This window comes from Polynucleobacter sp. JS-Safj-400b-B2, assembly GCF_018881975.1.
In the GTDB taxonomy this organism is placed as follows: domain Bacteria; phylum Pseudomonadota; class Gammaproteobacteria; order Burkholderiales; family Burkholderiaceae; genus Polynucleobacter.
In genome coordinates, this window is the sequence record NZ_JACVPJ010000006.1 from 1 (window position 1) to 25958 (window position 25958).

Genomic DNA, 25958 nt, shown 5'->3' on the forward strand with positions numbered 1-25958 from the left:
TTGATAGAATGACTCCGGATGAGATGTATTTTAAAACCCTGCCGTCAGCATTAAAGGCGGCTTAACCACAGCAAAGAATCCACTTATAAATTAAGGGAAATTGTTCAAAGGAACGGGGCCACTTCTGTTTGCAAGACTCTTTTCACCCTTCCCGTACTTTTAGGTGAGATATCTACAGCAAAGCCTTGTTTAGAGGCAGTGCGGCCAAATTTAGAAACACTATCAACATCAAAGCTCTCAAATGTTTTATCTACAGCAGCATCAAATCTATTACCCTTATAAATCTCCCAAACAGGGGCTTCGGACTTTTCTAAATTAGCCCTAGCAAGTATTTTTGCCTTCTCAATGGCATTTACCGTGAATGATGGTTCATGTTCATTCCACCAGGGTTCTAGAGGCTCCCTTTCAGGAACCTCCACCCCATGCTGCACCTTTGCCCAATACCCAAGCTTAGGTTTTGGTACCCCATAGGCCTTGCACCATTTACCTAGACCAACATCTGATATGCCTAGTAGCTGAGCCACTTTAGTAGTGGGCTCAACCCAGAGCATTTCGTAAATCTCAGTTCTTGTGTAGCTCTCTTTTTCCATCTTTCAAAGACCTAGCTTAGCAAGAGATTGAATATTAAAGCTTTAAGCATTTTGGTAACTTTTCAGTAGGATGTTTAGCTTTAAAGTTTTTAGCCATCTGCTTAAGAACTGGAGTTCTAAATACATATCCTTGAATCATAATTTCATACATATTTTTAATTTCCTTTGAGCTCATCTTTGTTGACTCTGAAAGATACTTAATATATGGCTTAATTATCTCAGCCTCCTCTTTTGTAAAACACCTTTTAAAGTTTGACATTCTTTAATCCTTTCTAATTTTTAAATTTCATGAATAAGTTTTTTAATAAATGAAGAATGCTTACAAAAACTGCTCCATGGGTATTGAACCATTTTCAACCTGCTCTGTAATATTAATTCCCCCAATACCCTCTAGCTTCTCAACAATTTCATCCCCAGATAGGATTAAAGGAATTTCAAATAAATGAGCTGCAAGCGCCGCAAGGATCTGGCACCGACGTAACAAAACTTTTCCCTCCTGATCACTATTAAACCAGCTGAGATTTCCCCTATTCCCAATTGTAGAATCGACGCTATCCCACATATCGGCATATTGCTTTTTAGACTTAGCCAAACCAATTCGTTCAATCATATGTGGAATATTTTCCATTAATTCAAAAAACATATCTGCTGGAATATCTATGGAATTCTCAAAGCCAAGTCCTTGCAGACCAATGGTGATCATATTTAAATTATTCATTTATTGAACCTTCCTCTCTTCGCATTTCCTTGCTTCTAGAATCTTTGCCAGTTCAGGCATCTCCTTTTCAATTCGTTCTTTACGAATTTCTATTGATTTGTTATATAACTTACTAACAAGTTCCTCTGCATTTTCTAAATCACCGAGTTGATTACCAATCAACTGGACTGCACGATCATTAAATGCAGGATCAGCAGGAATATTGGCAATCACATAACGCATGCCTTCACGCTTTATACATGCGTAATACTCAAAAAATACATCTTTACGCTTGCTGAAATCCATTGGAGATTCAAATACAGCAAAAGGCAACTCCTCACGTGCTAAACAATACCTCCAACCTAAGTCATATTTAAATTGCTCTAACTCCTCCTGCTTGGCTTTCGTTGCTGGATCTACACCTAAAGAGCGCATGTTTTCTACTCCACCGCATTCTTGAACAAAATCCTTAAATTGCTCTACTGAAATTTGATTAATAACAGCTGATTCGATCACGCGAGCATAGACGTGAGCTGTTTTACGATCTGCACGGGTGATATATCGAACCAATACTCCAGCATCTGAGCTGTTTGATTGGACGCGAATCTTATAGCTATGAACCAGCTTGTGCTTCATATTACTGATCAACTTTTTTTTATCAGCAGCAGAATTAAGCTGTTGATATAAAGCGAAAATTTTTGCTAGCAAGTCATATAAAGCTAAACGTCCGCCAACAATATAGTTAGCATTAAATTGCTCATGCTCCTCTGCTAAATCATCAGCCTGGCTAATGAAGCTTTTGACGATGACTGGCGGAGTACTTTCCCTATTATTTTCTAATTCAATAATTTCGTTTTTCATTTTTTCCTCATTCGAATGAAGCAAGCATTACATTTTGTAACGCTTGCATATCTTTTTATTAGTGAAATGTAACTTTAGATAAATCTATAAATTTCATTCCCAACTTGTCAGATGCATTTTTTCTCGCAGTTTGTACTTTCTCATCACGTATGCACCAATTAAATTTCTTTTCGGCAATTTCTTCTATTGCATCAAAAGTCTTTAAATCAGTAATATCTAGATCAATGCCCTGCTTAACTTTATGCATTGCTTTATAAAAAGCCTCGATGCAGCCTGCGCCTAACTTATCGGCCATATAAGCACCAAACTTATGTGCTGCAGTTTTTTCTTGATTTAGATTGGTCATCATCTGTAAATGAACAACTAAACCATCCCTATCAATAAATTGCATTCCATACTTTTTGCATGCTTTAAGTCTAGCCTTGGTTACAGCTGCATCTTTTAAACACATACCATGCTTTTCATAAGTCAGCGCATCAATCTTGTCTAGTACCTTCAAGTCATCTCTGTTCAAAGTATCTTTATTCAGTACCTTTCCAATAGCACGCGAATATATGTGTAATTCGGACCTTTCTAAAGAGTGAGTAATTGTTGTATTCACATCTAATAAGTTTTGCCCACTAAACCCATCAATTGCGTTGGTTAGCTTTATCTTTTCTTGTGTAAATTGCATTTTTAAGACTCCTAATAAACATAGCGAAATTGCTATAACTCTATTAGAATCTTTGTTAACAAGTATTATTATTACTATCTTTATTACAAAATACTTGTTAATATTAATAGTATGAAAAACAGTCCAAAAACCCGTTTCCCATTACTTGAATTTGGAGCTGACTTTGACCACTCTGGAGTGTCTGTAGCGCCAGATTGGCGTTATGACTTGATATGCGACTACTTAAAAGCTAGTCCCAGCTATGAGTTTGTTTATAGAAAGCTACAAGGTCAAAAGAGCCCATATGCACAGCCAAAGGATTTAAAAGTCGTAGAGCAAGTATTAAAGGACTTTGGCGCTATCTATAAGATGAATGAAGTTACCTGGTGGCAGCAGATAGGTATGCAGCTATATGGCATCCAAGCTGCTACTGCCAAAGTTAGGTTGGCTGGCGAGCTAAATGAAAATAGTAAATCAATATCTATTAATAAGTCCATGTACCAAAGCTTGGTGTTTGAGATACCCCTCAGCCTAACTATCTCGGAAGCGGTGAAACAAGTTAAGCAATTGGCCAAAGGCTATGAGTTTTCTACATCTATACCCAAAACACTTAAACCCAAGTACCAACTGGAAAAGATCAAGTTAAGACAAAAGAATTTACAACAAGGACTTCAAGCCCTGCGCATGTATAAAAAGAAAATGCAGCTTTGGCAAATTGGCAATCGATTGAACCTTGTACCAAGCCAAACCTTTGATGAGATGCTATTAGAAACTAAAATGGCCTATAAATATTCGGCTAATAAGGAGGTGATGAGTATTGCAGCTAGTAGACTCATCAAAAATGCTGCCTTAGTTGCTGAGAATGCTGCCCGTGGACGCTTTCCAAACAACCGCCCATTTAAAGAGGCAATACTGACCCCTTATGAACGAGAAGCTGGAAGACCAGCAGGTAGCAGTGCACCTAAACGGAGAAAAGCATTAGATTAGCTCTACAGCTCTTCGCTTCATATCATCGTTCACATCAATATAAGCTTGTGTAGTGCTGATGTTCTTATGACCTGCCAAGCTCATAAGCACTCTCACACCAATCCCTTTGCTAGCCAAGTTAGTGATAAAGCTTCTACGTCCACTATGACTCGTGGCCCCTTCTATTTGGCATTGCCTATAGATGCCATTCATATGCTGAGTTAATGTATTAGCAGTAAAGCCTCTTCGTGGAAACTTCTGGGTAGGAAAGAAGGCCCACTGGGAATCTCTGGTTTTTAGAGTATCTGCATAACTCTGTAATTCAATCCTCAGTTTCTCATTCACAAATACAGTGCGAGCTATCGCACCTTTAGTCTGCTCAGCACTCAAGCGAATCTCGCTTTTCACCGTCAAATTGGCGTCTAAAACATCGCACATGCGTAGCGCAGCAACTTCACCCACTCTAAGTCCAGCCCAATGCGTTAGTAGCAATATCGCCCTATTACGCTGGGCATATTTAGATAGTTTTACGTAATCAAGTACTCGTTCTAATTCTTCAGTTTTAAATGTCTTTGCTTGTGCCATATAGCTAGCTCCTAAAAGTAATATTTACTTAGCTATAAGCATATTTTCTGATGTATGGAATGGACAACCGAGAGTGTCAAAATGCCACAGTGTATGTGATCTCTAGGTTTTCAATGACTTACAAGCTGAACTACAGGAAAGCTAGATTTCCTGTAGTTTTTAAAACTGTAGAATTTTTCTGAAAAACAATGGCATAAATGACTAAATTTATAAGGTATCGAATAATTTTTTAGCTATTAAACATCAAACCAAACTCTAACCCTTTCATAGATAGATGCGTCCTCATCTCCAGCTCTATTTTCATCTTCATCTTCTTCATTCAAAAACTCATTCCAGGCATAAGCTGCAATCTCGAAGGAAAATACACCCTTATTCTGCTTTATAAGACCCCCAGCATCAGCACCCAGCATCCAATCAATGGCCTCCTCAAACTCCCCTTCTTCATCAGCATCTCGTAGCCAATACCTAATAAAGTTTTTACCAGATTCAAGTAGTTCATCTTGAAAGATATAAATCCTTTTATAAAAATCATTAGATATTGCCTCAGTTTTAGATGTTTGATCTATATTAGAAGAACTCTTTTTAGAACTCATGATTTATCCCTTCGAAATTCGATTGCATTCATAACTGCATTACTTCAGGGCGAAACAAGTTCGCCCGTTCTTCGCTCACGCTCATCACATTTACTTCTTCTTATATTACAGAATATTCATGACTGGATAAATGGTTTTATGACTTGATTGGGCTATAGATTCTTTAGTCAAACGACGGCTATAGCGCTAGGAAAGCACTATTCGCCGCCGCTTACGTGTAGATTGGCACTATGAGTTCCTCAGCAACACGACTCTAAAAGAATTTATTGGAGACAGATGTATTAAAACTCCAAACCCTAGATTTGAGGGAATTCTGCGGCCTACTTGTGGTGCATAACCTTTAGAGCAGTTATGCCAAGTGCGGGCTCATTAGCCGACGTATTACAACCCGCGTTTTTGCCGTTTAAGGTGGGCTAACCTCACTACATTTAACTCTGCCTATGTAATTGCCTACGTATCTTTTTATATAAATTAAGTACTTGATACATTCGTCGAGGAGTTGCCTTTTTATTGAAATCCTTAATGAGTTCAATTTGCTCTAGTGTTAATAAATCTTTGAAGTCTTCCAACAACTGCTTACTAGCTGCTAGCGCTCTTACTAAATCAATCTCTAAATCAGGATTAAAAAAATTTCTTGGGTTATATCCATTAGATTTAAGCCAGCGATCCCTAAGCTTCATATCTTTAATCGTTCGATAACTTTGCATAAAGATATTTAGCAATACCAATGATCACCTTATTCTTTTTTACTTCTCCATAGATTTCAATGGCTTATAAGGCTGATTTTCTGGATTTTTTCGGTAGGAATTTCTAATCTCTGAAGCTACTGTATTAAATATACAAACAGCAAAAGGAGTGTGAAATGTCAGTATTAAGTAGTTTTGAGTTAACCACAAGTAAGAAGGCTATAAAAGCTAGTCCCATAGTGCATCGACGCAATAAGTTAGTAGCTAAAATCCATGAACAGCTAGAGCTTTGTGAGGCCAAAAAGAATGGGCAGTTATATGCGCCTAAAAAGCTTCGTACATATATCAACAAGCAAACTGGGCAGCGCATGACTGTAGAAGCAGTCAAACGAATTAAAGAATGGCACTGGACTGCACCAGATGGACTAATTCACTTATCAGTCAAATATGGATCCAAAGTCTTACCACTGGCAGCAGATGGTAGTAATGCCATAGTGTGCGCCAATACAGATGCTTTGATATATGTACTTAAGACTCTTAAAACAGCCGTCTTAGATGGTGAACTAGATACTGCAATCACCGCAGCAAGTAATTTTACTAAATCGAGTTTTAATAGGTAGATAGTTAGTTCGGGCTAAATATATGAATAGGAGAATATCTTGCGTATAAATGAATTTACTAGCCCCGAAGATCAATTGGCTTTACTCAAAATCCTCATGGATGGCGCTTGGGCGGCTTTTAGTTGGGAGCGGCGATTAAAAGCGCCAGCAACTAAGTCTTACAGAACGACTCCATTGAAAAAAATAGTGAAGGCAAAGGTCTCTCCGAAACCTAAAAAAGCACCTTATGCAGCACCCCCCAAGCCACTGCCAAAGCCGAAACCAATACCTCAAACACCGACACAAATAAAATACCAACAGCACAAGCATCAACAAAACTATGCGCAAGCAGTTAAAAAGGCTTTTGATAAAGATATGGCTAAGATGCCAAAGTCATTGCAGCCATTACCAACTAATATCATTAGCCCTATTGGGGGCGGAAATCCTGAGTTTAATAAAAAATTGGAATTGGCAAGAAAACAAGGCGAGCAAAACCGCTCTAATGGATCACTACCGCATTCTTATTAGTCAAATCGATTTTCTTACTCATCACGCAGACAGGCTATACGAGCCGCAATACAGATACTTTCTAAGCGTTACTTTAAGTAACGCTCATAATTACACCTATAACTACAAACCCCATTACTTATGTCCATAACCATTATTTTCGATACCGAAGCCACAGGCATTAAAGAACCCGTACTCATAGAAGCAGCTTGGGTTGAGCTTGAATCCATTGAACCCTTTACGGTTACCAACCCATTTGTACAGCGTTATAACCCTGGTAAACCCATTACCCTTGGTGCACTAGCTACTCATCACATCATGGATGAAGAATTGGTAGATTGCCCACCCGCAGCTAGCTTTACATTGCCCGGTCATGTGGACTACATCATTGGGCATAACGTGGACTTTGACTGGGAAGTTATCGGCAAACCTGAAATCAAACGTATTTGTACGCTAGCCCTAGCTCGCAAACTATGGCCTGATTTAGATAGCCATAATCAAAGCGCATTGATGTACTACTTGGAGCGCGATACAGCACGAGAGCAATTACGCAATGCTCACTCTGCGATTGCGGATGCGGGCGTTTGCGCTGTGATCCTAGATCACATATGCCAGCAGTTGGGCGTTAAAACTATTGAAGATTTATATGCTGAATCTGAAAAAGCTAGAACCCCAACGACTATGCCATTTGGTAAACATAAGGGCTTATTGTTAGCGGATGTTCCCAGCGACTACAAACAGTGGCTGTTAGGACAAGGGGATATAGATCCCTATTTGCGGAAGGCTTTGGGGGCTTGAATTTCTTATTTAAAAGCGTAATTTTAAGTATATTTTAGCTGTGATTTCACTATGAAATCAGTCTTGAATCTACTAAAATAGAATCATGCCAGTTAAGTTTGCTACCCAATCTCAGACCAGCAAGTACAACGTTTCTAACGCTGTGGCCCCTGCTCGCATTGAAGGCATTACACCTACTAAGCATTTAGAGCAAAACCTTGCTGATTACATTTATGGCAAAAAGAGTATTGCGCAATTAGTAAAAGAAACCAAGCAACGACGTGCTGTAAATCAAATTAGATGACGCCTTCTTTGAGTAAAAAAATTATCATTATTGCTGGGCCCAATGGTGCTGGTAAAACGACTTTTGCCAAGAACTTTTTGCCAGAAGAAGCACATACGTTTCGCTTTATTAACGCTGATCTCATAGCCGCTGGATTGGCGCCATTTAATCCTGAATCTGTTTCATTTAAAGCAGCCCGATTAATGCTAAATGAATTAGATGAATACACCAAAGCTGGTGAAAGCTTTGCCTTTGAAACAACTTTATCTGGAGCCCATTACCTGCAACGCATTCAGGAGTGGAAAGATTTAGGCTACACCATCAAACTCTGGTTTATTGCATTAAGCTCTCCTGAATTAGCTATTTCCCGAGTAGCAGAGCGGGTGGCACAGGGAGGGCATAATATTCCTGAAGAAGTAATTCGTAGGCGCTACACCGCAGGCCTTGAGAATTTATCTAAATATCAAAAGGCTGTAAAATCATGGGTATTGTTAAATGGTGATAAAACGCCACCGGAGCAAACGGATCAAGGTTAACTATGACTATTCCAAGCAAAGACATACGTAATTCATCAGATCCTGATATCGCTGGATCCTACTATGCCATGCAACGCGCTGGTCAAGCAGCGATTGACCTAGCAATCCAAACTAATACTGCAATCGTAACTACTATTGATGGCAAGATTGTTCGGATACCAGCTGCAGAACTTATTAAGCAACGCCAACTTACACCCTAATCCGTTAGTAGGGAGAGCTCTCAATCCTAAGCGTTACTTAAAGTAACGCTTGTCCTAACCTAAGCCGCCCGCAGCTCCCGTTCTGCCCGCTTCTTACTGGGATAGTTATCCGCCGCCATGTTATCAGCTTCAATCAGCTTTCTAGTATTAGCTCCGCGTAACTGCTCAATAGCCTGTATTACCTGTAAGTGGCTATAGTGCCGCTCAATCATTAAGACGCTAGTACCCATTTGTTTGGCTAACGTATGGATAGGCACTATATCGTGAGTAAGCGCTAACGTGGCATAGGTATGGCGCAAGCTATAGAACACCCGCTTTTGATTTGTCTTGGGGTCTATTAATAAACCATGGTCTGCTAAGAAGCCATCAAACATGTGATTAAGCACATCACTTAAATCTCTACCTTCTTTGGTTCTAAAGATGTAATCATCATTGGTGGGTTTAATCAGCTGCGCCAAGGGATCTTTAATTGAGCTAGCTACCCCATAGTTACGCATGGCAATCCGCTCTAAAACTCTGATGCTGGGCAGTCGTCCAATAATCTGCCTTTGCCCAGTTTTCCCTTTAACTGTCATCTCGCAACTACGGTTTAGGCTATGCACTTCAATGACTTCCCCTTCTTCATCCAATTGGTCTGTGACTGTACTAATGGGATTCATCATGAATCGGATTTGCTTCCATTTCATATCCAGCAGCTCAATGCCTGGCCTTGCTCCCGTATCAACCAGCATCTCTACATAGTCTCGTAGGATCTCACGACGCTCCCGGACATCCTTGGTTCTACCTGATTCTATATATGGGCCCAAGAGTTTAAGTAAGGCTCTTAGCTCATGCAATTCAAACGCTGGGCGACGAACACTCTCTTTGGTCTTGCCATCTAACTTGGGACGGTTACTCTCGGTTAAGTAACCTCTAACAATAGCCTCATCAAAGACTCTATTAAATGCAGCATTTTGAGTTTTACGATTGCTGTTCGATATTGCCAAGCCATACTTGGCTTCACGATCATCGTAGTAATGCTGCAGGGCGTCGTAATCAATATTGGTAATAAGCCGCTGTCCAAGACTGGGAATGAAATGCTCATTGATTATGCGGATGTAGTCTTTGTAGATTGACTTGCCTAGACCGCCTTTTAAGTCTCTCTCCATACGATCAATTGCCAGCATAGCGATATCTTTAAAGCGTTTGGTTACCACTGGGATGCCGGAGCGCTTGCGTATTTCTGCTTCCACTAATAGCTCTTTAGCTTTATTCACAGCCAAATCAAGCTGGGTCTCTTTAGTAGTTGCTCGTATCCATTTGTTATCCACCTTATAGCGACATTGCCATACGGCACTATGCTCGCGTTGATAGAGGGTTAGGTTGCAGTGTATGAGTTGATGTGTACTTTCTTTTTTAGTTGCCATACACATACTTTAGCTTCAGACACCAGGCTAGGACAACCTAATTGGAGGAATTGAAGAGGTCAATTTAGCCAAAAGAAAGTGTGGCTAGTTATGGTGGTTAATGGGGTGATTATGAAGACATAAGCGTTACTTAAAGTAACGCTTATTACAGTGATTAGCTTCTCTACATATGGGCACAGCACTCATCCAACCAGCCTTTTACTCTAGCCCTTAAATACGCCGACCCAGAAGCCTTTTTAAATTCAGCCCGAGAATTACAAGCCTTAGCAAGTTCCATGCATTTTTCTTTTGTCCATAATCTCTGCCCTAAAGTTTTTCGGCCATCTGGCTCCATATGGGCTGTGCATTTCTCAATCCACTTGTTCTTAGCAGCTATTGAATACCCACTTCTTGTTGCCTGCTGCCATTCAGACTTCGTCTTGTATTGCTGAGCATCTTCAATGCAGGCAGCCAATGTCCAGTGATTCTTTTTATGGAGCCGCCTATCCATATTGAACTGACCTGATTTTTAGTACCACTCCAGAAGAGAGGATTTTTGATAATCTTCACCTTAAAGGAGTGCTAAATATGGCAAAAGGCCAACGTCTTAAACCCGAGCAAATCGTCACCTTATTGCGTCAAATCGATGTCCTGACAACGAACGGCAAAACCCTAGCCCAGGCCTGTAAAGAAGTGGGAACGGTAGAGCAAAGCTACTATCGTTGGCGCAAGATTTATGGCGGCATGAAGGTCGATCAAGCTCGTAAGTACAAAGATCTAGAACTGGAAAATACCCGACTCAAGAAGCTCGTAGCGGACTTATCGCTACGAGAAGTCATGCTTAAGGAAGTCATTAAGGGAAACTTCTAAGCCCTACTAGGCGTAAAAATGCAGCGCAGCTGCTCATGGACCAGCATTCTATCTCTGAGCGGACTGCCTGCAGTTTAGTGGGGCTATCTAGAGCAGCGTATCGCTATATGCCATTGCCTAGAGATGACGAAGAGCCCCTTAGAGCCGAAGTCATCCGCATGGCCAGCACCTATGGCCGTTACGGTTATAGATTTATTGCGGGCATGATGCGTAACGCTGGTTGGGGGCAAGCGACTACCGCCAAGGTTGCTCGCATCTGGCGGCAAGAAGGCCTAAAGATCCCACAAAAGCAACCTCCTAGAGGCAGACTCTGGTTTAACGATGGCAGCTGTATGAGGTTGCGAGCTACTCATACCAATCATGTTTGGAGTTATGACTTTGTCTTTATCAGGGACGCTTATGGTGGCAAGATCCGGATGCTGACCATGATTGATGAGTTCAGTAGAAAGTGTTTAACGATCCACTGCGCTAGACGAATTGGCTCAATCCAAGTGATTGAACAACTGGCCAACGCCATGATTACTCACGGCATCCCCGAGCACATCCGAAGTGATAATGGCCCAGAATTTATTGCTAAAGAGCTGCGTAGTTGGTTATCTGGCATTGGAGTAAAGACAGCCTACATTGAACCGGGCAGCCCTTGGGAGAATGGCTTTTGTGAAAGCTTTAACGGCACCTTTAGAGACAATCTTTTGGATGGGGAGATCTTCTATAGCTTAAAAGAAGCCCAGATCATCGTGGGGGAGTGGGTTAAGCATTACAACCATGTCAGGCCGCATAGCGCTTTAGGTTACAGACCACCAGCACCCCAAACCCAAGTACCCCAAATAATACAAAATCAACCCATGTTGCTGCAATGATTTACTATAGAAAAACTCTCTTTGGTAGTGGACCTAAATTGACAGCAGTTCACCGAGTTGAAGAAAGTGCAAAGTGGACTAGCTTTTGATGAAGATACTATTTTAGAGGAGGCAAAGAAATACAAAACTCGCGCTGAATGGATGAAGGGCTCTTCAAAAACCTATAGATTTGCTTTAGCTCATGGCTTAGCTGATATAGCCACAAAACATATGACCTTTGTTACTGAACATGGCAAATGGACTAAAGAGAACATTATTCAAAGCGCTAAACAATATATAAGGCAAGCTGAATGGCGTGCCAATGAATCAAGCGCATATGCCATCGCACACAGAAAAGGTTGGCTTGCCGCAGCAACTGCACATATGACCAAAAGAAGGCGATGATAAAACTTGATCAAACACAACTAAGAAAAGATTTAGAGCAAAAGATTGGTCAAAATAAAGATTTAGATAGCCATCAAGCAAATTTAGACGAACTAAAAAATCATTCCATAACCATCATCAGAAAATCCGATCTAAGTGATGATTTTAATTGTGTAATGTATGCACTAGATTTTCGATTAGAAGATCCAACCTCTCCTTTTGGAAGGTACTATGCAAATACAAAATTTCTAAACTTTCTCATTGGAAAGGGCTACATCAAAGAGCTGGATCCACAAACAGATCCACTCAATGACTATGCAATCTATTATCAGGATGAAGATATTCAACATATTGGCTTAGTATCTAATGATAGTTTTATCGAGTCAAAATGGGGAGCAGGTCATTTATTTAGACACCCCTTCAATCAAGTGCCGAGTAGCTATGGAAATCTTTTACGATATTTCCATTCAATTAATAGTGATATGGCAATAGATTATTTAATTGAGTTTTATTCAAATCTTCACTGAGTAACCGTTACTTTAAGTAACGCTCAAAAAAATACCAACCCTAGAGTTGGTATTAGATTATTGGTGGGCCCACCAGGACTTGAACCTGGGACCAAAGGATTATGCTTACCACTACAGTTTTCACTGCCTGTTTCCAGTTTGTAGTCTGGACTGTCTCTTGTCTTTACGACCTACCCGTACAGTCTCTACACCTTCTAAGCATTACTACCTAGCTTGGCTCGGGATTACCACGCTGTTACACAGAGGCTTCCCCGAATTTGAGTAGTTCTACATACGAGCAGAGCTAACTTACTCATATGCAACCCACTAGCAATAAACCCTGGCACTTTTGATGCGGTAGGTTTAGTGCAGTTAAGTCCTCTGCTCTAACCAACTGAGCTATGGGCCCTAAAACTCGTACATTAATCTTATTTACTACACACCTTAATACACAGTGTTTTTTACAATTCTTAACTAGTTAAAACCACACAAAAAGCCTATTTACTACACACCTCGGTTTTTGCCCTGGTGTGTAAGCGGTGTGTAAGCAATTTTGACCACCTATTTCACCACTAAGCTCTTGAAATCATTGAGGTATTTTCTACTAGACCCCTAGGGCTTCTTTCTTATGAGTCCTCTGCTCTAACCAACTGAGCTATGGGCCCTAACCACTCATTGTAATTGAAGGGGCCCTTCAAATGATTGATTGGTATGCACTTGCTGAAATGTTGGTTTTTGTTTAGATCTACATTATTATATGTATATCTAAAGGAGATGAAAATCATGGTCGTATCAAAATGGGGGAACAGCCTTGCCATTCGTCTACCAGCTCAAGTGGTCGAATTTTTAGAGCTAAAAGAAGGGGACGACATTGAGGTCCATGTTGCCGATAAAAAGCATTTCCAAGTTAAGAAGAAACCTTCCTTGCAGGATAGGCTTCAAAGTTTGAGAAAATTTCGTGGTCGCATGCCCGCTGATTTTCACTTTGATAGATCTGAATTGAATGAACGCTAAGAAGATATTTTTTGATACCAATACCCTACTTTATTTACTATCATCAGATACCAAAAAAGCAGACTGGGTTACTAAAAATTTACAGCAATCGAACGTAATAAGCGTTCAAGTGCTTAATAAATTTACTTCTGCTAGCATTAGAAAAATAAAAATATCTAATAGTGAGCTGGATGAATTCTTAGATTTATTTACGTCTACATTCAACGTAAGATCGCTTGATATAGCTACTTTTGAAACTGGATTGATGGTGTCTAGGCGATATGGATACCATCACTATGATTCAATGATTATTGCTGCGGCTTTGCAAGCAGGATGCGAAAAACTGTACTCGGAAGATATGCAGCACCGGCAAGTAATTGATAAGAGACTGCAAATCGTGAATCCTTTTTTATAAAGGACTCACGATATCGAAGTGCTAGACAATCAATCTTCCTCGAGGAAGGTCTTGAGTTTGTCGCTACGGCTTGGATGACGCATCTTGCGCAGAGCCTTCGCTTCGATCTGACGGATACGCTCACGAGTAACATCAAACTGTTTGCCGACTTCTTCGAGAGTATGGTCAGTGCTCATCTCAACACCAAAGCGCATACGCAATACTTTTGCTTCGCGTGGCGTCAATGAATCGAGAACGTCTTTCACCACATCGCGCATAGAGTCATGCAACGCAGCTTCTGCTGGAGCCAATGTATTGCCATCCTCAATGAAGTCGCCTAAATGAGAATCTTCGTCGTCACCAATCGGTGTCTCCATAGAGATTGGCTCCTTAGCGATCTTCATGATCTTACGAATTTTATCTTCAGGAATCTCCATTTTCAGCGCCAAGGTTGCAGCATCTGGCTCATGGCCAGTTTCTTGCAAGATCTGACGGCTGATACGGTTCATCTTATTGATGGTCTCGATCATATGAACTGGAATACGGATCGTACGTGCCTGGTCAGCAATCGAACGAGTAATCGCCTGACGAATCCACCATGTTGCATAGGTGGAGAACTTATAGCCACGACGGTATTCAAACTTATCTACCGCCTTCATCAAACCGATATTGCCTTCTTGAATCAGATCCAAGAACTGCAAACCACGGTTAGTGTATTTCTTAGCAATCGAGATTACCAAACGTAAGTTGGCTACTGTCATCTCACGTTTTGCTTCACGGGCACGCTTCTCACCAGCAATCATTTGCTTGTTTACTTCTTTTAATTCTGGAAGTGGAATAACAACATTCTTCTGAATATCAATCAACTTCTGTTGTAGCTCTTGAATGGCTGGAACGTTACGCTGCAAGAGTGCGCTGTATGGCTTGTTCTCTTTAAGCAACTTTTCAGTCCAAGTTAAATTCATGGACATCGTAGGGAAGTCTTTTAATACTTCGCCACGATTGACGCCAACTTTGTCGACCAAAAGACTAACAATGCCACGCTCTAGCTTCCAAACTTGATCCACTTGTGAGCGCATGGTGTCACATAACTTCTCAACACTCTTCGCCGTTAAGCGGAAACCAAGTAATTCAGCACGAATAGCTTCTTGTGCCTTCACGTATGCAGGACAGTTGTAGCCATCCTTATCGAAGGCACGACGCATCTTGTCAGCTTGTGTGCGAACGATCGCAAACTTCTCTAAAGAAATTTGCTTTAACTCTTCTAATTGCTTGGCATTCGCAGTTGCAGCACCACCCCCACCGCCGCCTTCATCTTCGCCACCCTCTTCATCACCCTCTTCTGCATCGGGATCAATTTCTGGCTCTTCAGGTCCAAGCTTTATATCCTCTGCGTTTGGATCAACCAAGCCATCAACAAACTGGTCAATCTCCATTTCGCCACTAGCAATCTTGTCAACGTTGCTCAGAATCTCAGCAATCGTTACAGGACAAGCGGCCAAAGCCATCACCATGTCTTTGAGGCCGGCCTCAATCTTCTTCGCAATCACAATCTCGCCTTCGCGAGTCAGCAAATCTACTGTACCCATTTCACGCATATACATGCGCACCGGGTCGGTTGTGCGACCAAACTCTGAGTCCACTGTGGAAAGGGCTGCTTCAGCCTTTTCTTCAGCCTCCTCTTCGGAAGCTGCAGCTTCTGTGTTGTCAGACAAGATTAAGGTTTCAGCATCGGGTGCTTGTTCGTAAACAGTAATACCGATGTCGTTTAGCAAGCTGATCAAAGTCTCTAATGCATCTGCATCTGATAACTCGTCAGACATCACGTCATTCATCTCGCCATGGGTTAAGTAACCCTTGGACATACCCATCTTGATCAAGGTCTTCAAGCGCGCACGACGCAATTCTTGTTGCTCTTCAGTACCTAACTGCTGTGCTGCAAATTCTTTTAGAAGTGCCTTCTCTTTAGCCTTACGCTCACGGGCTTTTTGGCGATCCGTTAATACTGGCTCAGCATTTTCTGCAGGGGCGTCCGCTTTCGCTTTGCGGCCGCGCTTTTTCTCATCTTCAACTGTTGGAACCTCAACTTCAGCAACCTTGGCTTTTTTACCCTTGGTTTCTATTGTTTCTTTAATTGGCTCAGCCTTTGCTGCAGGCGCTGCTTTAGCTTTCTTTACTGGCTCAACTTTGACTTCTACTTTTGCTACTTTCGCAGGTGCCTTAGCAACTGGCCTAGCCGGCAATTTTGCCGGTACTTTTGCCGCTGGCTTTGCAACAGCTTTTGTTGGTTTTGCTGGAGCCTTAGCTGGCACCTTAGCTACCACCTTAGGTGCTGGCTTAGCAACTGCCTTTACTGGCTTAGCTGGAGCTTTCGCTTTTGGAGCTGGCTTAGCTGGTACTTTAGCTTTAGGCGCTGGCCTAGCGGCAGCTTTTACCGGCTTTGCTGGGGTCTTTGCTTTAACAACTGGTTTAGCTGGAGCCTTAATTGGTCTTGCCGGAGTTTTTGCTTTGGCCACTGGTTTTACAGCAGCCTTTACTGGTTTAGCTGGAGCTTTCGCTTTTGGAGCTGGTTTTTTGGTCTTGGTATTCGGCATTTATTAGCACTTACTCACATTACTGTTGTTGATATCGACTGATGAAACACAGCCCCGTAGTAATTCATTTACTCACTTACCCACTTACCCCAAATTTCATCAAAATAAAGCGCAAGTGGCTGAATTAAATCGGTTTTTTCTTGGGAACAGAGGATTATAGTCGATTACGACTTTTTTACCGCCACATTACTTATAAATATGGGGTAATTTCAGGGAATTTCTAGGGCTGCTTCAGGTAATTCTTAGGAGAATTTCAGTTTTTCACCCAATTCCCGGTAACGGGCTTTATCTTGCTCGGAAGCCGTGCCTCCAGCGATCTTTTGGGCAATTTCGGTCATCTCTTGCTTGAGATGGGTTAATTCCAACTTTTTAAATGCTCCGTCCAAATCGGCGGCCGCACCTTCTAGCTCTAAATCAGAGCCCATTACCCGATTTCTCAGGACTTCATACAACGGCGCCAACTCACTGCGAGAGAGTTGATCTTGGAACATCGCAAAGGCACCAGCACCTGCGGTTGCTGGTTTGTTACCTTCACCTGGAATAAGCTCAACTAAATCACACTGCGATAAAAGATCTTGCATCAAGGCATGGGCTTTTGGAGATCTTTGTTCGGCCGCCTTCAATGCGAGTGCGCGTTTAGTCGGATCTAACGCTTTTCCTAAATGTGGAAACTGAATGATGACTCGCAGCATTTGTTCAGCCAAATCTGTTGGCGCCTTGGGTGGCTCAATATTTTGAGTGGCAACGCGCTTTGCAGACCCCTTGGATGCTTGCCATGGTGCGCCTTGACGATTGCTGTTGCTGGCATAGCCATTAGGATTATTTTGATTGCCTTGACTACTTTGCGCTCTTACTTGCATTGGCTGATAAGTAGTCTGCCTTACTGGAGCCACCGTTAAACCGCAAAAAGCTTCTAGCTCTGCTGGGGTCGTATTAGTTCGAATCGCTAACTCGCGCAAGATTTGCGTACGAAGCGCGATTGGCGGCATCGATAGTAAAAGTGGCTTAGCGGCATGATGCGTATGGGCTCTTCCCTCAGGAGTGGTTTGCTCATGGCCATCACTAACAACCTTAAAGAAGAAGCTAGAGATGGACATTGCTTCTTTAATGACCTTCTCAAAAGATGAAGCTCCATAAGCCCGCACATAACTATCAGGGTCATGTTCAGTCGGTAAAAATAAGAAGCGAATTTCTTTATCGTCTGACATAAGTGGTAAACATGCCTCAAGAGCACGCTGAGCCGCACGTTGCCCAGCAGAGTCACCATCGAATGAGAACACCACTTTGTCAGTCTGACGCAAGAGCATGCGTACATGGTTTGCCGTACACGCCGTACCCAGTGTTGCAACAGCATTTGGAAAACCTAACTGCGCTAAGGCAACAACATCCATATAGCCTTCACACACCAAAACATATTCTTGCGCACGAATCGCTTGCCTTGCTTCAAATAATCCATAGAGAGTATTGCCCTTAGAAAAGAGTGGCGTCTCTGGAGAATTTAAATACTTCGGCTCACCCTGATCCAGAATGCGTCCACCAAAGCCTATTGTTTGACCCTTGGGATTGCGAATGGGGAACATGATGCGATCGCGAAAACGATCGTAGCGTTTAACAGCTTGAGCACCTTCTGCTTGTTCACCCTGTATCAGCAAACCACCTTCCATCAGGGTCTTCGCTATCTCGTCGTTGGAGTAAGTACCAAACACCGCCTCTAAGCCCTGCCACCCGTCAGGGGCATAACCTAAAGCATAGCGCTTAGCAACCTCACCAGTTAGGCCGCGACCCTTTAAATACTGAACCGCCCTGGTATTGCCTTTGAGTTGCTGACGATACCAATCTGCAGCCGAGCTCATGACCTCGCTCAATGCCATTGCTTGCTGCTGTCTTGCTACATCATTTGCAGTTCGTTCTTCACGAGGTACATCTAAGCCTGCAGAACGCGCTAAGTCTTCAATGGCATCCACATAACCAAGACCAGAGTATTCCATCAAGAAACTAATGGCAGAGCCGTGTGCACCACAACCAAAGCAGTGATAAAACTGTTTAGTAGGTGAAACTGAAAATGATGGAGACTTCTCTGAATGAAAGGGGCACAAACCCTGAAAGTTCGCGCCCGCTTTTTTTAACTTAACGTGCTGCCCAACCACATCAACGATATCAACCCGATTTAAAAGATCAGCAATGAAGGATTGTGGAATGAGTGCCATGTAGCCAGTATGAAAGGATTTTTCTTTCTTGGATAGCTACTGAAATTACTTACTTTGCCAATGCGGCTTTTACTAAGCCGGAAACTTTACCCATATCCGCTTTGCCAGCTAATTGACCTTTCAGTACGCCAATGACTTTACCCATATCTTGTGGGCCTGCAGCGCCAGTAGTGGCAACCGCAGCAGCTACTGCAGCCTCGACTTCGGCATCGGATAACTGTGCCGGCAAGTAAGTTTGCAAAATCACCATCTCGGCAGCTTCAATCGCAACTAAATCATCGCGATTGGCTTTTTCAAACTGAGAGATCGAATCTTTACGTTGCTTAATCATTTTCTCAACAGTAGCAATCACACCCGCATCATCAACCACAATGCGCTCATCTACTTCGCGCTGCTTGATGGCAGCCAACAAAAGACGAATCGTTCCTAAGCGCTCAACTTCTTTAGCGCGCATAGCGTTTTTCATATCTTCGGTAATTTGATCTTTTAAAGTCATGGCTTGATTCCTAATGTTGAATATATCTAGCTGTACAGCTATCTAGTTGTATTTGGCAATTCAAAAAGCAAAAACCCGCTGCGTTTCACCGTCAGCGGGTTTCAAAGCCTCTCGGTGAGGAGAGCTTTTAAATTCTATTAGTAAAGCTTCTTAGGCAACATTTGGCTGCGAATGCGCTTGTAATGGCGCTTAGCAGCTGCGGCCTTCTTGCGCTTACGCTCAGCCGTTGGCTTCTCGTAAAACTCGCGTGCACGCAAGTCTGTCAAAAGGCCATTCTTTTCAATGGTGCGCTTGAAACGGCGCAATGCCACTTCAAATGGTTCGTTTTCGCGGAGGCGGACTGTAGTCATACTTATTTAACTCGTATATGCTCGATAGATATCGAAAAATTAACTGAATTGCGATTCTAGCACGGCTAAGAAAAAAAATGATTGTTTTAGGAATAGAAACTTCTTGTGACGAGACCGGGGTGGCTTTATACAACACCACGCCTTGGGAAGAGGGTAAACCAGCCTTCCAAGGCATACTGGGCCAGGGCTTGCACTCCCAAATCGCCATGCACCGGGACTATGGGGGCGTTGTCCCTGAATTAGCCTCCCGCGACCATATTCGCCGGGTTTTACCCCTTTTAGACCAATCTTTAGCCCAATCTGGCCTCAAATTAGCCGATATTGATGCCGTAGCATTCACTCAGGGCCCTGGGCTGGCTGGCGCCCTCCTAGTGGGTAGTGCTTTTGCAAAATCTCTCGCCCAAGGTCTTAATTTACCGTCCATTGGGGTTCACCACCTTGAAGGACACCTGCTTTCCCCGCTTTTGGGTCAGACAGCACCCCAATTCCCATTTATCGCCCTTTTGGTATCTGGCGGTCACACCCAACTCATGAAAGTCTCCGGTATTGGTCAATATGAGCTTCTTGGTGAAACTTTAGATGACGCTGCAGGAGAAGCTTTTGATAAGACAGCCAAATTACTCGGCTTGGATTACCCCGGTGGCGCAGCGATTTCTAAATTAGCGGAGCAAGGTCGTCCAGGTATTTTTGATTTACCAAAGCCCATGATGCATTCTGGTGATTTAGATTTTTCCTTCTCCGGCCTAAAGACTGCCGTTCTCAATCAAACTAAAAAGTTTGCTGAGAAAAACATTCTTGATGCCAATGAGGTTGCTCAGTTTCATGCGGACCTTGCCAGAAGCTTTGTTGACTCCATCGTCGCAGTTCTTGTCAGCAAATCAGAGAAAGCACTCAAGCAAACTGGCTGCAAACATTTAGTACTTGCAGGTGGTGTTGGCGCCAATTTACAACTACGTGCTGCACTTAATGAAAAGGCGAAGCGCAATAGTTTTGAAGTACATTACCCACCGCTAGAACTTTGTACTGATAACGGCGTGATGATTGCTTTTGCTGGAGCGCTACGTTTGATTGAAAAAAATAATGGCTCCACAACTTCTGGAGCCTTTGATATCAAACCCCGTTGGGATTTACAAAGCAATAATCTGAAATAAATTTATTACTTATCTGTGGTTGCCTATTTCTTGTGGCTAATTCTGGCAAATGCACTGTGGTTATGAATCGACTCAAAGTTCTCGGCCTCTACCATAAAGGAGCGAATACGCTGATCTGCCTTGAGGTTGCCGGCCACATCACGAACTAAGTCCTCTACAAATTTAGGGTTGCTGTAAGAATGCTCAGTCACCCATTTTTCGTCAGGACGTTTAAGCAGGCCCCACAACTCACTGGATGCTTCACTCTCTGCAGCAGATACTAAATCTTCTACAGTCATTTTGGTGTCGGTATCGAGCACCACTGACATAGTGACATGCGAACGCTGGTTATGTGCACCAAAATCTGAAATCTCTTTTGAGCACGGGCATAAACTCATCACTGGAACTTGTGCGCGCAAACCTAATTCAACATCGGGGTTGCCGGCTTCATTTTGCTTAGCCGTAGCCATCCAAGTTACTTCGTAATCCATCAAGCTTTCGACACCAGATACTGGCGCAGCTTTTTTAACAAAGTGCGTATAAGTAAATTGCACATGTCCTTCTTTGGCATCAAGCAATGGCAACATCTCACGTACCATTGCCACTACTGAAGTGCTATCGACAGCAATATCTTGTTTTTGCAGTAATGCCATGAAGCGCGACATATGAGTGCCCTTCACATGCGCAGGCAATGCAACATCCATCTCAAAAAGGCCTACCGATGGAAAATTGCCTGTCTTGCTGCGAATGGTGAGTGGGTGACGGACTCCGCGGATACCGACCTGCTCAATTGGCAGTGCGCGCTCATCCAAGGTGGATTGCACGTCAGGCATTACGCTGGCTTTCAAAAAGGCGGGGTTCATGTCATTCATAGCTCTATTTTCAGGCAAAACGGGCTTATTTGCCTGAAAGCGCTGAATTTGTAGCCAATATCGCAGGAAAACGTTGTTTGATGGAGTTAGTAATGCCCGCTACATCCAAGCCACACTTGGTCATCAACAAACTGTAGTCGCCATGCTCAATGAATTCATCAGGAAGACCTAATTGCAAGAGGGGTTTATTAATGCCGAGATTTGATAGCGCCTCCAGACAAGCACTGCCAGCACCGCCGGCGATAGCGCCATCTTCAATCGTTACAAAATAATCATGATCGGCAGCTAATGATTGAATTAAATCCACATCGAGCGGTTTAACAAAACGCATATTGGCAACGGTTGCATCAATACCCTCAGCCACTTCAAGTGCAGGGTAGAGCAAAGTACCAAATGCCAAAATTGCTACACGTTGACCAGCAGGCGCAGTTGATTTACGACGAAGCTCGCCTTTACCCATTGGCAATGTACGTAATTCCTTAGATGGAATCGCACCAATACCCGCACCACGTGGATATCGCACTGCGCTTGGATGAGGTTGATGGAAAGCGGTTGTTAATAAATCGCGACACTCAGACTCATCTGCTGGTGTCATTACTAACATGTTTGGAATACAACGCAAGAATGGAATGTCATATGCCCCAGCATGCGTAGCGCCATCAGCACCAACTAGGCCAGCGCGATCTAATGCAAACAGTACTGGCAAATCTTGTAAGGCCACATCATGAATGAGTTGGTCATACGCGCGTTGCAAGAAAGTAGAGTAAATAGCCACTACTGGCTTCATACCTTCGCACGCCATACCCGCTGCAAAAGTGACTGCATGCTGTTCAGCAATACCCACATCGTAGTAACGCTTAGGAAAATTCTTTTCAAACTCCACCAGGCCAGAACCTTCACGCATCGCTGGGGTAATACCGACCAACAAAGGATCTGCGTGTGCCATGTCGCACAACCATTCACCAAATACTTGGGTAAAGGTTTTCTTGCTAGCAACCGCTTTTTTGACGCCTTCTTCGGGATTGAATTTACTAGGACCGTGATACAGCACAGGATCAGCCTCAGCCAACTCATAGCCCTGACCTTTTTTGGTAACTACGTGCAAGAACTGCGGGCCACGACCTTCTAAAGCCAAGCGACGCACGTTTTGCAGCATCGGAATCAAGGCATCTAAATCATGGCCATCAATCGGGCCGAAATAATTAAAGCCAAACTCTTGGAAAATTGTTGATGGTGAAACCATGCCTTTGGCATGATCTTCAAGGCGTTTAGCAAACTCACGTAAGGGTGGCGCAATGGATAGGACACTATCAATGCCTTTTTTTGTCGCTGAATAAATATTACCGCTGAGCAATCTAGCCAAGTGGCGATTAAGGGCACCTACAGCTGGAGAGATTGACATGTCGTTGTCATTCAAAATGACTACAAGCGGCAAGTCGTCATACACACCAGCGTTGTTCATGGCTTCGAAAGCCATCCCACCAGTCATAGCGCTATCGCCAATCACTGCTACAGCAACATGTCGCTCGCCTTTTGTTTGAAAAGCACGTGCCATACCCATTGCTGCAGAAATGCTCGTTGAGGAATGGCCGGTGCCAAAAGCATCAAACTCACTTTCAGAGCGATGTGGAAAACCTGATAAACCTTGATATTGACGCAAGGTATTCATGCGCTCACGACGACCAGTCAGAATCTTGTGTGGATAGCTTTGATGACCCACATCCCAAACAATACGATCGTCTGGTGTGTCGAACACGTAATGTAAAGCAATCGATAATTCCACTGTTCCCAAGTTTGACGACAGATGACCACCCGTCTTAGAAACAGAGTCCAGAACAAACTCACGCAACTCATCAGCTAGAGCAGGCAGCTCTTCACGCGAGAGTTTTTTAAGATCATCGGGGGAGTTAATGGAAAGTAAAGTCATTGAACCTAAGTAATCTGTACTGATAAATTTCTCTTGCTAGTCTCTTATTTGCCGCGATTGACAACCAAGAGAGCCAAATCTTTTAATGCCTGCGCTTGCGCACCAAAACCATCTAGGCTGGCGATTGCCGTTTCTTGCAAATCTTTAGCCTGCTTCTGTGCATAGTCTAAACCCATCAAGGTCACATAGGTCGGCTTATTCGCCGCAGCGTCTTTGCCAGCAGTCTTACCCAAGGTTTGACTATCAGCGGTGGCATCCAGCACGTCATCTACAATCTGAAACGCCAACCCTAGGGCTTTTGAATAATGATCGAGATTCAACATTTGCGCAGGATTCAGGTTGGCAGCAATGCCTCCTAGCTCAACAGCACATGACAACAAAGCACCAGTCTTCATGGCATGCATTTGCTTTAGGCCTGGCAAATCTAGTTTTTTACCAACACTCTCCAAATCAATTGCCTGACCGCCTGCCATACCTCGTGAACCAGAGGCAGCAGCTAAAGAGGCAATCATGTTGAGGCGCACTTGCGTATCGCAGTTTGTAATGGCAATAATTTCGAAGGCCCGAGTTTGCAGTGCATCCCCCACCAGTAATGCTGTTGCCTCATCAAAAGCTTTGTGTACTGTCGGACGACCGCGACGCAAATCATCATCGTCCATACAGGGCAAGTCATCGTGCACTAATGAGTAAGCATGGATTAATTCAATTGCTACAGCAGCAGCATCTAATGCCTCGCCGCATTCTTTATCATCGCCGAGTTGACCTGCAGCGTAAACCAACAGTGGGCGTATACGCTTGCCGCCACCTTGCGCCGCATATCGCATTGCCTCATGCAAACGACGAGGGGTATTTTGTGCGGAATCAAGCAAGCGATCTAAGGCTCGCTCAGTACGCTCAGAGTGAGAAGTGATCCACTCCTGAAATTGAAAAGCAGTGCTCAATTAAGCCTCGAACACGCGAACTTGTTGCTCAACCTGAGCCAACATTCCTTGGCAGTGCTTAAGCAATGCCGCACCACGTTGATAGGCTAATAAGGTTTCTTCAAGTGAAAATTTGCCAGATTCCATATCGGAAATAAGCTTCTCAAGCTCTTTAACGGCCTGTTCATAGCGTAAATCGGGGTCGATTTGAACCTCAAGACCGGGTTTTTGACTCTCTGACTTCTTGGCTGGCATAAGCTATTTCCTTCGTATTTCCTACACGGATAGCCCTACATATTAAAGCGAGAAACCCCTTGGATGGGTATAATCCATCCCTTCCTTTCCAATATCGATCCGTCGATGGTTGGATTGGTTATTCCGCTTAGCTTCGGCTGACGTTTTCGGGGGTGGGGAGAATGACTAATCTGGCTACCGCGCAGAAGCTTGCGCCGTCCAATCTACAACTGCCGGTTTCGGCATATTTTGACGCTGAGTTATATCAGCGGGAAATTGAACTGCTTTTTAAGCAGGGCCCCGGCTATGTTGGTCATGAATTGATGGTGCCTGAAATGGGCTCCTATCAAACTTTAAGCGCAGAAAACGAAGGTCGCATTCTTGTTCGCAATGAATCTGGCATAGAACTTCTTTCAAACGTCTGCCGCCATCGCCAAGCATTAATGCTCAATGGTCGCGGCAAAACTGACAATATTGTCTGCCCATTACATCGCTGGACCTATGACCTAGGCGGCAATTTATTGGGTGCTCCACACTTTGAAGATAAGCCTTGTTTAAATCTAGGCAAATCCCCTTTGCAAAATTGGCAAGGACTCCTGTTTGAAGGGCCGCGCGACGTACGCACTGACCTCGCCAAACTGGGCGTTGCAGATGATCTCAAGTTTGAAGGTTATGTACTCGATCATGTTGAAGTACATGAGTGCAACTACAACTGGAAAACATTCATCGAGGTGTATCTCGAGGACTATCACGTTGTGCCATTTCATCCGGGCTTAGGTAAGTTTGTTTCTTGCGAAGATCTGCACTGGGAATTTGGTGACTGGCATAGCGTACAAACGGTTGGCGTTCACAAAGATTTGCAAACCCCTGGCTCACCAACCTACCGCAACTGGCATGAGGCAGTGTTACGTCAATTTGACGGCAAAGCCCCGCGCCATGGAGCTATTTGGCTAACCTATTACCCCAATGTGATGGTGGAGTGGTATCCGGGTGTATTGTGCGTATCCACACTTCACCCAATGGGGCCTGGCAAAACACGCAACATCGTTGAGTTCTACTATCCAGAAGAAATTGCTTTGTTTGAGCGTGAATTTGTGGAGGCAGAACGTGCCGCTTATATGGAAACTTGCATCGAGGATGATGAAATTGCTGAGCGCATGGATCAAGGACGTGCAGCACTACTGGCTCGCGGTATAAATGAAGTGGGTCCCTATCAAAGCCCCATGGAAGATGGCATGCAACATTTTCATGAGTGGTATCGCCGCGCCATGAAATTTGAAGGCGCATAATCAAAACAAGTTTTATCAATACCCCTTGCCACCTAT

32 protein-coding genes are annotated in these 25958 nt (G+C 43.3%); 14 read left to right on the plus strand and 18 right to left on the minus strand.

Going from position 1 to position 25958, the window contains the following annotated elements; translation table 11 throughout:
* Positions 1-104 precede the first annotated feature (104 nt).
* The 5 genes from ICN48_RS08065 to ICN48_RS08085 are packed head-to-tail and all read right to left on the minus strand — an operon-like array spanning position 105 to position 2821.
* Positions 105-590 (minus strand): hypothetical protein, encoded by a 486-nt coding sequence (locus ICN48_RS08065; protein ID WP_216153200.1) that lies wholly within the window; start codon positions 588-590, stop codon positions 105-107.
* A 34-nt stretch (positions 591-624) separates the two neighbouring features.
* Positions 625-849 carry a hypothetical protein gene (locus ICN48_RS08070; RefSeq protein ID WP_216153201.1) on the minus strand — a complete coding sequence of 75 codons (225 nt, stop codon included), beginning with the start codon at positions 847-849 and terminating at the stop codon, positions 625-627.
* Positions 850-909: 60 nt separating this feature from the next.
* On the minus strand, positions 910-1308 hold the full coding sequence (locus tag ICN48_RS08075; RefSeq protein WP_216153202.1) for a hypothetical protein: 399 nt from the start codon (positions 1306-1308) through the stop codon (positions 910-912).
* Entirely contained in the window at positions 1309-2148 is an 840-nt protein-coding gene (locus tag ICN48_RS08080; protein ID WP_216153203.1) for a hypothetical protein, read from the minus strand.
* A 58-nt stretch (positions 2149-2206) separates the two neighbouring features.
* Positions 2207-2821, minus strand: coding sequence for a hypothetical protein (locus tag ICN48_RS08085; protein ID WP_216153204.1), 615 nt, complete (start codon positions 2819-2821; stop codon positions 2207-2209).
* Positions 2822-2932: 111 nt separating this feature from the next.
* On the opposite strand from ICN48_RS08085, the gene ICN48_RS08090 reads away from it, so the two are divergent.
* Positions 2933-3787, plus strand: a complete 855-nt coding sequence (locus ICN48_RS08090) for a hypothetical protein (protein ID WP_216153205.1) — start codon at positions 2933-2935, stop codon at positions 3785-3787.
* Here the strand turns inward: ICN48_RS08090 and ICN48_RS08095 are convergent.
* The 3 genes from ICN48_RS08095 to ICN48_RS08105 form a co-directional block, all read right to left on the minus strand.
* Entirely contained in the window at positions 3779-4351 is a 573-nt protein-coding gene (locus ICN48_RS08095) for a site-specific integrase (protein ID WP_216153206.1), read from the minus strand. The genes ICN48_RS08090 and ICN48_RS08095 overlap by 9 nt on opposite strands.
* Positions 4352-4587: 236 nt before the next feature.
* Entirely contained in the window at positions 4588-4944 is a 357-nt protein-coding gene (locus ICN48_RS08100; protein WP_216153207.1) for a hypothetical protein, read from the minus strand.
* A 428-nt stretch (positions 4945-5372) separates the two neighbouring features.
* A complete protein-coding gene (locus ICN48_RS08105; protein ID WP_216153208.1) occupies positions 5373-5651 on the minus strand; it encodes a hypothetical protein in 279 nt (92 codons plus the stop codon).
* Positions 5652-5806: 155 nt separating this feature from the next.
* Here ICN48_RS08105 and ICN48_RS08110 point away from each other — a divergent pair, with 155 nt between their 5' ends.
* The 6 genes from ICN48_RS08110 (at position 5807) to ICN48_RS08135 (ending at position 8532) form a co-directional block, all read left to right on the plus strand.
* The gene (locus ICN48_RS08110; RefSeq protein WP_216153209.1) at positions 5807-6250 is read left to right on the plus strand and encodes a DUF6641 family protein; all 444 of its coding nucleotides are present in this window, start codon (positions 5807-5809) and stop codon (positions 6248-6250) included.
* A gap of 39 nt (positions 6251-6289) precedes the next feature.
* Positions 6290-6757 (plus strand): hypothetical protein, encoded by a 468-nt coding sequence (locus tag ICN48_RS08115; protein ID WP_216153210.1) that lies wholly within the window; start codon positions 6290-6292, stop codon positions 6755-6757.
* A gap of 120 nt (positions 6758-6877) precedes the next feature.
* The gene (locus ICN48_RS08120) at positions 6878-7534 is read left to right on the plus strand and encodes a putative quorum-sensing-regulated virulence factor (RefSeq protein WP_216153211.1); all 657 of its coding nucleotides are present in this window, start codon (positions 6878-6880) and stop codon (positions 7532-7534) included.
* Between the two features lie 85 nt (positions 7535-7619).
* Positions 7620-7817: an antitoxin VbhA family protein gene (locus ICN48_RS08125; RefSeq protein ID WP_216153212.1), complete on the plus strand. Its 198-nt coding sequence runs from the start codon at positions 7620-7622 to the stop codon at positions 7815-7817.
* Positions 7814-8332 (plus strand): zeta toxin family protein, encoded by a 519-nt coding sequence (locus ICN48_RS08130; protein WP_216153213.1) that lies wholly within the window; start codon positions 7814-7816, stop codon positions 8330-8332. Before ICN48_RS08125 ends, ICN48_RS08130 begins: the two co-directional genes overlap by 4 nt.
* Before the next feature lie 2 nt (positions 8333-8334).
* Positions 8335-8532: a hypothetical protein gene (locus tag ICN48_RS08135; protein WP_216153214.1), complete on the plus strand. Its 198-nt coding sequence runs from the start codon at positions 8335-8337 to the stop codon at positions 8530-8532.
* Between the two features lie 59 nt (positions 8533-8591).
* Here the strand turns inward: ICN48_RS08135 and ICN48_RS08140 are convergent, their stop codons facing one another.
* Positions 8592-9938, minus strand: a complete 1347-nt coding sequence (locus ICN48_RS08140; protein ID WP_216153215.1) for a hypothetical protein — start codon at positions 9936-9938, stop codon at positions 8592-8594.
* A 163-nt stretch (positions 9939-10101) separates the two neighbouring features.
* Entirely contained in the window at positions 10102-10428 is a 327-nt protein-coding gene (locus tag ICN48_RS08145; protein ID WP_216153216.1) for a hypothetical protein, read from the minus strand.
* A 77-nt stretch (positions 10429-10505) separates the two neighbouring features.
* On the opposite strand from ICN48_RS08145, the gene ICN48_RS08150 reads away from it, so the two are divergent.
* From ICN48_RS08150 to ICN48_RS08170, 5 genes are all read left to right on the plus strand, one after another.
* Positions 10506-11647 (plus strand): IS3 family transposase gene (locus tag ICN48_RS08150; protein ID WP_173959624.1). Its coding sequence is split into 2 segments (ribosomal slippage): positions 10506-10773 and positions 10773-11647, totalling 1143 coding nucleotides; the frame shifts between segments, so codons are not numbered across the junction.
* Positions 11648-11713: 66 nt separating this feature from the next.
* Positions 11714-12031: a hypothetical protein gene (locus ICN48_RS08155; RefSeq protein ID WP_216153217.1), complete on the plus strand. Its 318-nt coding sequence runs from the start codon at positions 11714-11716 to the stop codon at positions 12029-12031.
* Entirely contained in the window at positions 12028-12537 is a 510-nt protein-coding gene (locus tag ICN48_RS08160) for a hypothetical protein (protein WP_215283661.1), read from the plus strand. Before ICN48_RS08155 ends, ICN48_RS08160 begins: the two co-directional genes overlap by 4 nt.
* A 762-nt stretch (positions 12538-13299) precedes the next feature.
* Positions 13300-13530 carry an AbrB/MazE/SpoVT family DNA-binding domain-containing protein gene (locus tag ICN48_RS08165; RefSeq protein ID WP_072582921.1) on the plus strand — a complete coding sequence of 77 codons (231 nt, stop codon included), beginning with the start codon at positions 13300-13302 and terminating at the stop codon, positions 13528-13530.
* Positions 13520-13924 (plus strand): PIN domain-containing protein, encoded by a 405-nt coding sequence (locus ICN48_RS08170; protein WP_216153218.1) that lies wholly within the window; start codon positions 13520-13522, stop codon positions 13922-13924. Before ICN48_RS08165 ends, ICN48_RS08170 begins: the two co-directional genes overlap by 11 nt.
* Before the next feature lie 29 nt (positions 13925-13953).
* Here the strand turns inward: ICN48_RS08170 and rpoD are convergent, their stop codons facing one another.
* The 4 genes from rpoD to rpsU all read right to left on the minus strand — a co-directional run bounded on the left by rpoD (position 13954) and on the right by rpsU (position 19550).
* A complete protein-coding gene (gene rpoD / locus ICN48_RS08175; protein WP_216863774.1) occupies positions 13954-16497 on the minus strand; it encodes an RNA polymerase sigma factor RpoD in 2544 nt (847 codons plus the stop codon).
* 242 nt (positions 16498-16739) lie between these two features.
* Positions 16740-18704 carry a DNA primase gene (gene dnaG / locus ICN48_RS08180; protein ID WP_216153219.1) on the minus strand — a complete coding sequence of 655 codons (1965 nt, stop codon included), beginning with the start codon at positions 18702-18704 and terminating at the stop codon, positions 16740-16742.
* Positions 18705-18753: 49 nt separating this feature from the next.
* Positions 18754-19200, minus strand: coding sequence for a GatB/YqeY domain-containing protein (locus ICN48_RS08185; protein ID WP_216153220.1), 447 nt, complete (start codon positions 19198-19200; stop codon positions 18754-18756).
* A 137-nt stretch (positions 19201-19337) separates the two neighbouring features.
* Positions 19338-19550 (minus strand): 30S ribosomal protein S21, encoded by a 213-nt coding sequence (gene rpsU, locus ICN48_RS08190; protein WP_011903537.1) that lies wholly within the window; start codon positions 19548-19550, stop codon positions 19338-19340.
* A 77-nt stretch (positions 19551-19627) separates the two neighbouring features.
* On the opposite strand from rpsU, the gene tsaD reads away from it, so the two are divergent.
* The gene (gene tsaD, locus ICN48_RS08195) at positions 19628-20701 is read left to right on the plus strand and encodes a tRNA (adenosine(37)-N6)-threonylcarbamoyltransferase complex transferase subunit TsaD (protein ID WP_216153221.1); all 1074 of its coding nucleotides are present in this window, start codon (positions 19628-19630) and stop codon (positions 20699-20701) included.
* Between the two features lie 23 nt (positions 20702-20724).
* Here the strand turns inward: tsaD and folE2 are convergent, their stop codons facing one another.
* From folE2 to xseB, 4 genes are read right to left on the minus strand one after another with little or no spacing between them, the layout of a single operon-like run.
* Positions 20725-21552 carry a GTP cyclohydrolase FolE2 gene (gene folE2, locus ICN48_RS08200; RefSeq protein WP_216153222.1) on the minus strand — a complete coding sequence of 276 codons (828 nt, stop codon included), beginning with the start codon at positions 21550-21552 and terminating at the stop codon, positions 20725-20727.
* 25 nt (positions 21553-21577) lie between these two features.
* Positions 21578-23479 carry a 1-deoxy-D-xylulose-5-phosphate synthase gene (gene dxs / locus ICN48_RS08205; protein WP_216153223.1) on the minus strand — a complete coding sequence of 634 codons (1902 nt, stop codon included), beginning with the start codon at positions 23477-23479 and terminating at the stop codon, positions 21578-21580.
* A gap of 44 nt (positions 23480-23523) precedes the next feature.
* The gene (locus ICN48_RS08210) at positions 23524-24420 is read right to left on the minus strand and encodes a polyprenyl synthetase family protein (RefSeq protein WP_216153224.1); all 897 of its coding nucleotides are present in this window, start codon (positions 24418-24420) and stop codon (positions 23524-23526) included.
* Positions 24421-24654, minus strand: a complete 234-nt coding sequence (gene xseB, locus ICN48_RS08215; RefSeq protein WP_072582862.1) for an exodeoxyribonuclease VII small subunit — start codon at positions 24652-24654, stop codon at positions 24421-24423.
* Positions 24655-24815: 161 nt separating this feature from the next.
* Between xseB and ICN48_RS08220 the strand changes: the two genes are divergently transcribed.
* Positions 24816-25922, plus strand: a complete 1107-nt coding sequence (locus ICN48_RS08220; RefSeq protein WP_216153225.1) for an SRPBCC family protein — start codon at positions 24816-24818, stop codon at positions 25920-25922.
* The last annotated feature ends 36 nt before the right edge of the window (positions 25923-25958 follow it).

Excerpts from the sequence above, each read along its gene's own strand:
- ICN48_RS08065 (WP_216153200.1), bottom strand. The coding sequence starts at position 590 with ATGGAAAAAGAGAGCTACACAAGAACTGAGATTTACGAAATGCTCTGG.
- ICN48_RS08070 (WP_216153201.1), bottom strand. The coding sequence starts at position 849 with ATGTCAAACTTTAAAAGGTGTTTTACAAAAGAGGAGGCTGAGATAATT.
- ICN48_RS08075 (WP_216153202.1), bottom strand. The coding sequence starts at position 1,308 with ATGAATAATTTAAATATGATCACCATTGGTCTGCAAGGACTTGGCTTT.
- ICN48_RS08080 (WP_216153203.1), bottom strand. The coding sequence starts at position 2,148 with ATGAAAAACGAAATTATTGAATTAGAAAATAATAGGGAAAGTACTCCG.
- ICN48_RS08085 (WP_216153204.1), bottom strand. The coding sequence starts at position 2,821 with ATGCAATTTACACAAGAAAAGATAAAGCTAACCAACGCAATTGATGGG.
- ICN48_RS08090 (WP_216153205.1), top strand. The coding sequence starts at position 2,933 with ATGAAAAACAGTCCAAAAACCCGTTTCCCATTACTTGAATTTGGAGCT.
- ICN48_RS08095 (WP_216153206.1), bottom strand. The coding sequence starts at position 4,351 with ATGGCACAAGCAAAGACATTTAAAACTGAAGAATTAGAACGAGTACTT.
- ICN48_RS08100 (WP_216153207.1), bottom strand. The coding sequence starts at position 4,944 with ATGAGTTCTAAAAAGAGTTCTTCTAATATAGATCAAACATCTAAAACT.
- ICN48_RS08105 (WP_216153208.1), bottom strand. The coding sequence starts at position 5,651 with ATGCAAAGTTATCGAACGATTAAAGATATGAAGCTTAGGGATCGCTGG.
- ICN48_RS08110 (WP_216153209.1), top strand. The coding sequence starts at position 5,807 with ATGTCAGTATTAAGTAGTTTTGAGTTAACCACAAGTAAGAAGGCTATA.
- ICN48_RS08120 (WP_216153211.1), top strand. The coding sequence starts at position 6,878 with ATGTCCATAACCATTATTTTCGATACCGAAGCCACAGGCATTAAAGAA.
- ICN48_RS08125 (WP_216153212.1), top strand. The coding sequence starts at position 7,620 with ATGCCAGTTAAGTTTGCTACCCAATCTCAGACCAGCAAGTACAACGTT.
- ICN48_RS08130 (WP_216153213.1), top strand. The coding sequence starts at position 7,814 with ATGACGCCTTCTTTGAGTAAAAAAATTATCATTATTGCTGGGCCCAAT.
- ICN48_RS08135 (WP_216153214.1), top strand. The coding sequence starts at position 8,335 with ATGACTATTCCAAGCAAAGACATACGTAATTCATCAGATCCTGATATC.
- ICN48_RS08140 (WP_216153215.1), bottom strand. The coding sequence starts at position 9,938 with ATGGCAACTAAAAAAGAAAGTACACATCAACTCATACACTGCAACCTA.
- ICN48_RS08145 (WP_216153216.1), bottom strand. The coding sequence starts at position 10,428 with ATGGATAGGCGGCTCCATAAAAAGAATCACTGGACATTGGCTGCCTGC.
- ICN48_RS08160 (WP_215283661.1), top strand. The coding sequence starts at position 12,028 with ATGATAAAACTTGATCAAACACAACTAAGAAAAGATTTAGAGCAAAAG.
- ICN48_RS08165 (WP_072582921.1), top strand. The coding sequence starts at position 13,300 with ATGGTCGTATCAAAATGGGGGAACAGCCTTGCCATTCGTCTACCAGCT.
- ICN48_RS08170 (WP_216153218.1), top strand. The coding sequence starts at position 13,520 with ATGAACGCTAAGAAGATATTTTTTGATACCAATACCCTACTTTATTTA.
- rpoD (WP_216863774.1), bottom strand. The coding sequence starts at position 16,497 with ATGCCGAATACCAAGACCAAAAAACCAGCTCCAAAAGCGAAAGCTCCA.
- dnaG (WP_216153219.1), bottom strand. The coding sequence starts at position 18,704 with ATGGCACTCATTCCACAATCCTTCATTGCTGATCTTTTAAATCGGGTT.
- ICN48_RS08185 (WP_216153220.1), bottom strand. The coding sequence starts at position 19,200 with ATGACTTTAAAAGATCAAATTACCGAAGATATGAAAAACGCTATGCGC.
- rpsU (WP_011903537.1), bottom strand. The coding sequence starts at position 19,550 with ATGACTACAGTCCGCCTCCGCGAAAACGAACCATTTGAAGTGGCATTG.
- tsaD (WP_216153221.1), top strand. The coding sequence starts at position 19,628 with ATGATTGTTTTAGGAATAGAAACTTCTTGTGACGAGACCGGGGTGGCT.
- folE2 (WP_216153222.1), bottom strand. The coding sequence starts at position 21,552 with ATGAATGACATGAACCCCGCCTTTTTGAAAGCCAGCGTAATGCCTGAC.
- dxs (WP_216153223.1), bottom strand. The coding sequence starts at position 23,479 with ATGACTTTACTTTCCATTAACTCCCCCGATGATCTTAAAAAACTCTCG.
- xseB (WP_072582862.1), bottom strand. The coding sequence starts at position 24,654 with ATGCCAGCCAAGAAGTCAGAGAGTCAAAAACCCGGTCTTGAGGTTCAA.
- ICN48_RS08220 (WP_216153225.1), top strand. The coding sequence starts at position 24,816 with ATGACTAATCTGGCTACCGCGCAGAAGCTTGCGCCGTCCAATCTACAA.